The sequence below is a fragment of the Peribacillus sp. genome (assembly GCF_059453735.1).
Window position 1 is genome coordinate 1 of the sequence record NZ_JAZVJO010000249.1, and the last position, 5,623, is coordinate 5,623.

The 5,623-nt window shown below is 38.0% G+C and carries 4 protein-coding genes; 3 read left to right on the plus strand and 1 reads right to left on the minus strand.

The features are described 5' to 3' along the window. Together AC52RT_RS07795 and AC52RT_RS07800 are read left to right on the plus strand one after the other, a co-directional pair. On the plus strand, positions 1–3,086 hold a 3,086-nt coding region (locus AC52RT_RS07795), incomplete at its 5' end, for a helicase HerA domain-containing protein (RefSeq protein WP_495540215.1). 98 nt (positions 3,087–3,184) lie between these two features. After that, positions 3,185–3,625, plus strand: coding sequence for a very short patch repair endonuclease (locus AC52RT_RS07800; protein WP_495540216.1), 441 nt, complete (start codon positions 3,185–3,187; stop codon positions 3,623–3,625). A gap of 72 nt (positions 3,626–3,697) precedes the next feature. Here AC52RT_RS07800 and AC52RT_RS07805 read toward each other — a convergent pair whose 3' ends face one another. After that, a complete protein-coding gene (locus AC52RT_RS07805) occupies positions 3,698–4,804 on the minus strand; it encodes an HNH endonuclease (protein WP_495540217.1) in 1,107 nt (368 codons plus the stop codon). Positions 4,805–5,144: 340 nt separating this feature from the next. On the opposite strand from AC52RT_RS07805, the gene AC52RT_RS07810 reads away from it, so the two are divergent. After that, on the plus strand, positions 5,145–5,623 hold a 479-nt coding region (locus AC52RT_RS07810; RefSeq protein WP_495540218.1), incomplete at its 3' end, for an NUDIX hydrolase.

Consider the following 5,623-nt stretch of genomic DNA (forward strand, 5'->3'; position numbering starts at 1 on the left):
TTGATTACTTATTCCTAAGTAGTTCTAAATCTCCATTATTATTAAATGTTGTAGAAATTAACAATGATAAAGAAGTGGTACGTGGAATCTTCAACTTCATGAAGGAACAGCTTGAGACATTAGGACCTGATAATATCTTACCAATCGAGGTAGCTCTATACAGAAATCATGATTCCCAAAGCTCCTTTGAATTATTGTCTTCTATCGAGACCCCATCTGATTTAAAAGAGGAATTCAATATTGACATCAATTCAAAGGATTTAGATGCTGCTGACGTATTAAGATTGATAAGGGAAAATATACGTTATTATCGGAACGAGACAAAGGATAATATGGATTTTCAATACAGTCATATCTCGTTCTTTAAGCTCCCTACTCAGGATATTGAGGTGTCTCATTCAATGAATCAAATGGATACGGGTATATCGCTTAATGGATTGCTTTCATCTGTAGCGGCGATTTCCAGTAATTCTGATTACCGTACTGGTTTTGGCCTTCTTAATGGACCTGAAGGGCCTAGTTATTTGGTTGAGATAGCGAGCGGATATAATGAACTTTCATTTAACATGAAAAAGGGAGGTAAAAGTTCGTATAGTAAGAATAAATCAATCGTAATGAGCACATCTTCTCATAATCAAGAGCTGCTTAAAAATCTCTATAAGGCGTCTTTCTGGGTAACCTTTATTGAACCTGGTGTTGATTTGGATTTCTTCCAAGACTCGACCAATGAGTTGTTAGTTATTCACTATAATGACCAACATACCTCTTCAGATCGATATGACGCTATAACGGTAACGGACAAATCTAATCAATATAAAAAGGTCATAAAGGAATATATTCATGACCACTCATCTACGATTTCCGACTATAATATCGATCAAGCCATCAAGGCGTTTAATTCGATTAATGGAGAATGGCTATTACGTATCATTGGGAGTAAGGGACACTTTGCCAGGGAGAAAATAAGCATCGTATCAGCGATGAAGTATTTGGAGTGTTATCTTTATCATCCATCAATTACATGGGTACCGGTATCTTTGGAAGAGATTCTTCGCGTTGCGGCTGCGGTTAACCTGACGAAACGAGATGGAATCTTTTCAACAAAGAATTTAAAATCATTCGGCAAGCATAGTGATGATATTTTAATGATGGGAATTGAGGAGCGGGAAGGGCGACTAATGCTTTACCTTTATCCTGTTGAGGTTAAGATAGGCCGACTTCAGACAAGCAAAGCCCATATTCAAATTGAGAAGACAGCGGCATTATTTAAGGAATTTCTCATTGATAAGCCTGGAGAACATTGCTTTAGAAAGAAATTTTATCGTAATTTCTTCGCTCAAATCCTGTTGTCGAACGCGAAAAAGAATTATTCCAATGGATTATGGACAAAAGAGAAATATAATCAGTTACATGAGTTAAAGGCTCAACTGTTGAATGATGATTTCACCATTGGGGAGCATTTAGAAGCCTATATAGGTAAAGGGGCCGTCCTTCACTTTAGGAATAACAGTGGATTTCGGTCAGCTGATTTGAATAATGAAATCCTGAACCTGATGTTTATTGAGGAGGATGCCTATGCCGGGCTTTCGACTTCAATGGAAACCATCGTAGATAAGATGAAGACTGGATATATGGACTTTATTCCGAGTAAGCTCTTGGCTAATCAATATCAACCTGATAGTCATATATTTGTATCCTCAGGTTATCGGGGTTCTTATCTTGTGGGAATGAGCGATGAGAATTATCCTGACTCTGGCACGAAAGAAGAGGATGATAATCAATCTATCCAGCATGAAGAGGTAGCGGAGGATTCATTGGGAAATGAGTATAAGACATTTGTAGATGTTCCTGATGGAGTATGTGATGAAGAAAGTACTGATGATGCTGACAATGAGCAAATAGAGGATGTTGTAATCAACGAGGAAGATGATGAGAATCAGCCAAGTGACCTAGAAGCCCAAGTACCTTTAGAAGATATCAGGGTTCCTATTGGAGTGATCCAGGGTTCTAATCAGGTTGTGAATTGGGAATTTGGACATAGAAACCTTGCCAATCGCCATCTATTCATCACTGGTGGATCCGGCCAAGGGAAGACATACTTCATCCAATGTCTTCTATGGGAGCTGGCTAAACATGATATATCCAGTATTATCATTGACTATACGGATGGTTTCAAGAAGTCCCAACTCGAGGATGAATTCAAGGAGAACTTAGGTGACAGATTGGAGCAATTTATTGTCCTTGCGAAAAAGTTCCCGATTAATCCTTTCAAGAGGAACAAGAAGGAATTGGACGAAGATTTATTCATCGACGAAGATGATTCTGATGTGGCAGAAAGGATGAAGAATGTTATTGGTTCCATCTATACTACCTTGGGACCGCAGCAGCTTAATTCCATCTATCAAGCAGTCATGAAAGGTATGTCGATTTACGATGAGAAGATGAATTTTGAAATTCTTCGCGAATTATTGGAGGAGGACGGATCAGGGCCAGCGAAGACAGCCCTGTCACAAATGAATCTGCTCATAGACAAGAACCCATTTGATTCGAGCCAGGATATGGACTGGTCCTTCCTTGAGAAAGGAAAAGGAAAGGTATTCATCATCCAGTTGACAGGATATTCACCTGATGTCCAAAAGTTAATTACGGAATTCATCCTTTGGGATTTATGGTATTACAAGCTACAACATGGGAATAAACGTATACCATTCCCAGCTGTACTTGATGAATCTCAGCGTCTCGATTTCAGCAATAATTCGCCAAGTGCGAAAATCTTAACAGAAGGCCGGAAATTTGGCTGGTCTGGATGGTTCGCTACCCAATCAACAAAAGGGTTCTCTGGCGATCAGATCAGTCGTTTGCAAAATTCAGCCGTGAAGATTTACTTCTCCCCTGTTGAAAATGAAATATCAACGATAGCAGCAAATATAGCGGCAGACCACAGAGAAAGAAAAGAGTGGGAAACAAAGTTAACTAACCTTCAAAAGGGACAATGTATTGTATATGGTCCTGTGTTGGATAGGAACGGAAAGCTATTACCTTCTAGACCTTATGTAGTGAATATATCTGCGTTTAGCGAACGATAATTATACTAACAAGCCCCTTCGAGATATGAAGGGGCTTGTGTCATTTTTATAGAAATCGGGTAAAGAATAGTAAAACTTAGACCGTGATGTGATTCTAAATGAATACACAAATGTCAGATGAAACAAGAAAGAAAATAATGGGCTCCATTCATGGTAAGGGGACAAAGCTTGAGAATCGAGTATCTCACGAGTTATGGAGACGGGGTATTCGATTTAGGAAAAATGTCAAAAGCTTATATGGTACCCCTGATATAGCCATCAAAAAGTATAAGGTAGTCATTTTTATCGACTCTTGTTTTTGGCATGCTTGTGAACTGCATGGGACTTTACCAAATCAGAATCAGTTATTCTGGATAAACAAGTTCAATCGGAATAAGGAGCATGATCAGGAAGTTACGGATTATTATAAACGGCAGGGGTGGTACATTTATCGAATATGGGAGCATGATTTGAAGAGGAATTTTTATGGAACTGTGGATAAATTAGAAGGGTTAATATTGGATGCCAAGCGAAGATATCAATTAAAGGTTTTACAATGATTAAAAGAGGAGAAAATCAAAACTCTGTATTTTCTTCCTCTTCTATTGTTTTATGAAGTGTTTTAATCTATATTATCTATTTCTATTCTTTAGCAAAGAATTCCTGTGAAACTCCATATATTCTTGTTGTTCAGGAAGTAATGAAATCTTCATGCTATCTCGGATGTTTAAAGATTCATGGGAGGAAGATGGTATCACATCTGAGATGATAATTTTGCCATTCTCATCAAAGCTGATATAGCCTTTATCAAATAAAGCGTCATGATTTATACATAACAATAAACCATTATTTACGTCATTTTTTTGTATTTCATCAGCAACAGCCCAAGGAATAATATGGCTGGCAATTAATAAAGGCTCCAAGGAAAGATGGCAAAGTTGGCAACGGCTTTCTCGTTTTAATAATTTCGCTCTGAAATTGGTTTGTGTTTTGCGATATGCGGTCATACGATACCCAGTATTTGATGGAGTATCCTTAATTGTTGTTTGAAAGTCAATATCCTGTGCATTTTTTATTTCTATTATGTTTCGATTCTCCAAAAACTCATACCAAGCAGTTGGAGCATATTTACTGTGAGTGTTTCCTATCTTTAAATCATATAGCCACTGTCTAGGGGAAGGAACCTCAAGAATTGAAAATAAAGCTTCATAATTATAATATTCTTCACCATTCTTGGTGAATTTTTTTAATTTTAACGCTGAATCATGCTCTAAATCTTCTACATAGGGGACTGCAATCCCAATATATCGAACATCCTTTGTATTCACTCTTTCAAAATAAAAGAATGGTGCAATATACTCTTTATTTGAGTTATAACTTCTCTGAAAATATTTTTTAAATGCTAAATTGCCACGCTGTTTTGTATCTAGATAATCTTTACTCGGATCTTGGTTGTCACCAAAATACTTTAATATCCCTGTAGACCTATTATATTCATTTGGCCATTCTGGATCTTGATGTGTGTTGAGAATTACTACAAACGCATCTTCATCTTTTAATTGCTTGTTTTGTTCTATTTTTGTTCGCCGTATGCCTCCTTGGTTACCAATCCCTCTCAAGTTATCAAATCTAAAGATGTTACTGATTACTTCATCTGTAAAGTAGTTATTGCTTGAACCAGCTTGGTAAATTTCTCCAGGGAGTAAATCCGCGGTTTTTAATTCAGAGAAAGTTATCATAGTGAACACCTCGTTTATTATATTGTTTGCTATCTACAATATACTAAACAAGGAATTGCATTATCAAAGATAATGGTTAAATATTCGGAAAACTGCGCCGTTTTGTAACAAGTAACGAGTTGGAATGGACAGCGATCATATGATTATCATCTATGGCCATAAAGCATGGGGATATAGAAAAGATTAACCATTCACTTATAGAAGTATGAAAGTAAAAGAAGGACTAAACTATCATCGCAGCGAAATTCATAGTCAAGAAGAATGAAATATAAGGAGATGGGGTACAATTCATATCCGAAGATTTCCGACCCGAGTGAATATCACGGTCTCAGAAGAGAAGATGGATCTCCCGGTATCTATTCAAGATTCCATTGATTCCTATTGGGCTTCCCTTGAAGATAGAGGTCATTCCTTTCACAGGGGAGAAATCTTTTCTATTAAGGAGATGAAGGAGACAGAGGATGAACTGCGAGTAATCTTACAGCGAACCGATTTTGCTCATTTCATCTATGGCAAGCATTGCGGCCTTCCTGACGGCTATAAATGCAGGGTGGCAGCGGTGAACGGGCTGATTCTCACGGCGGATAACCAGTATGTCATGGGAGAAATGAATGGGCAGACCGCCAATCCGGGCTATGTCCAGTTCGTTGCGGGCGGGATTGACAGAAAGGACATTAGGGGCAATAAGGTGGATGTTCTTGGGAGCCTGTTTCGGGAAATGAAAGAAGAGATTGGAATCGAAGGCAATGATGTCAGCCTAGTGCTTCAGGTGGAACCGCGCTACATCGTTTATTGGGGGAATATTGCCCTCGTTTATGT

Bases quoted from the DNA above. Each gene is read 5' to 3' on its own strand.
- AC52RT_RS07800 (WP_495540216.1), top strand. From the start codon at position 3,185: ATGAATACACAAATGTCAGATGAAACAAGAAAGAAAATAATGGGCTCC.
- AC52RT_RS07805 (WP_495540217.1), bottom strand. From the start codon at position 4,804: ATGATAACTTTCTCTGAATTAAAAACCGCGGATTTACTCCCTGGAGAA.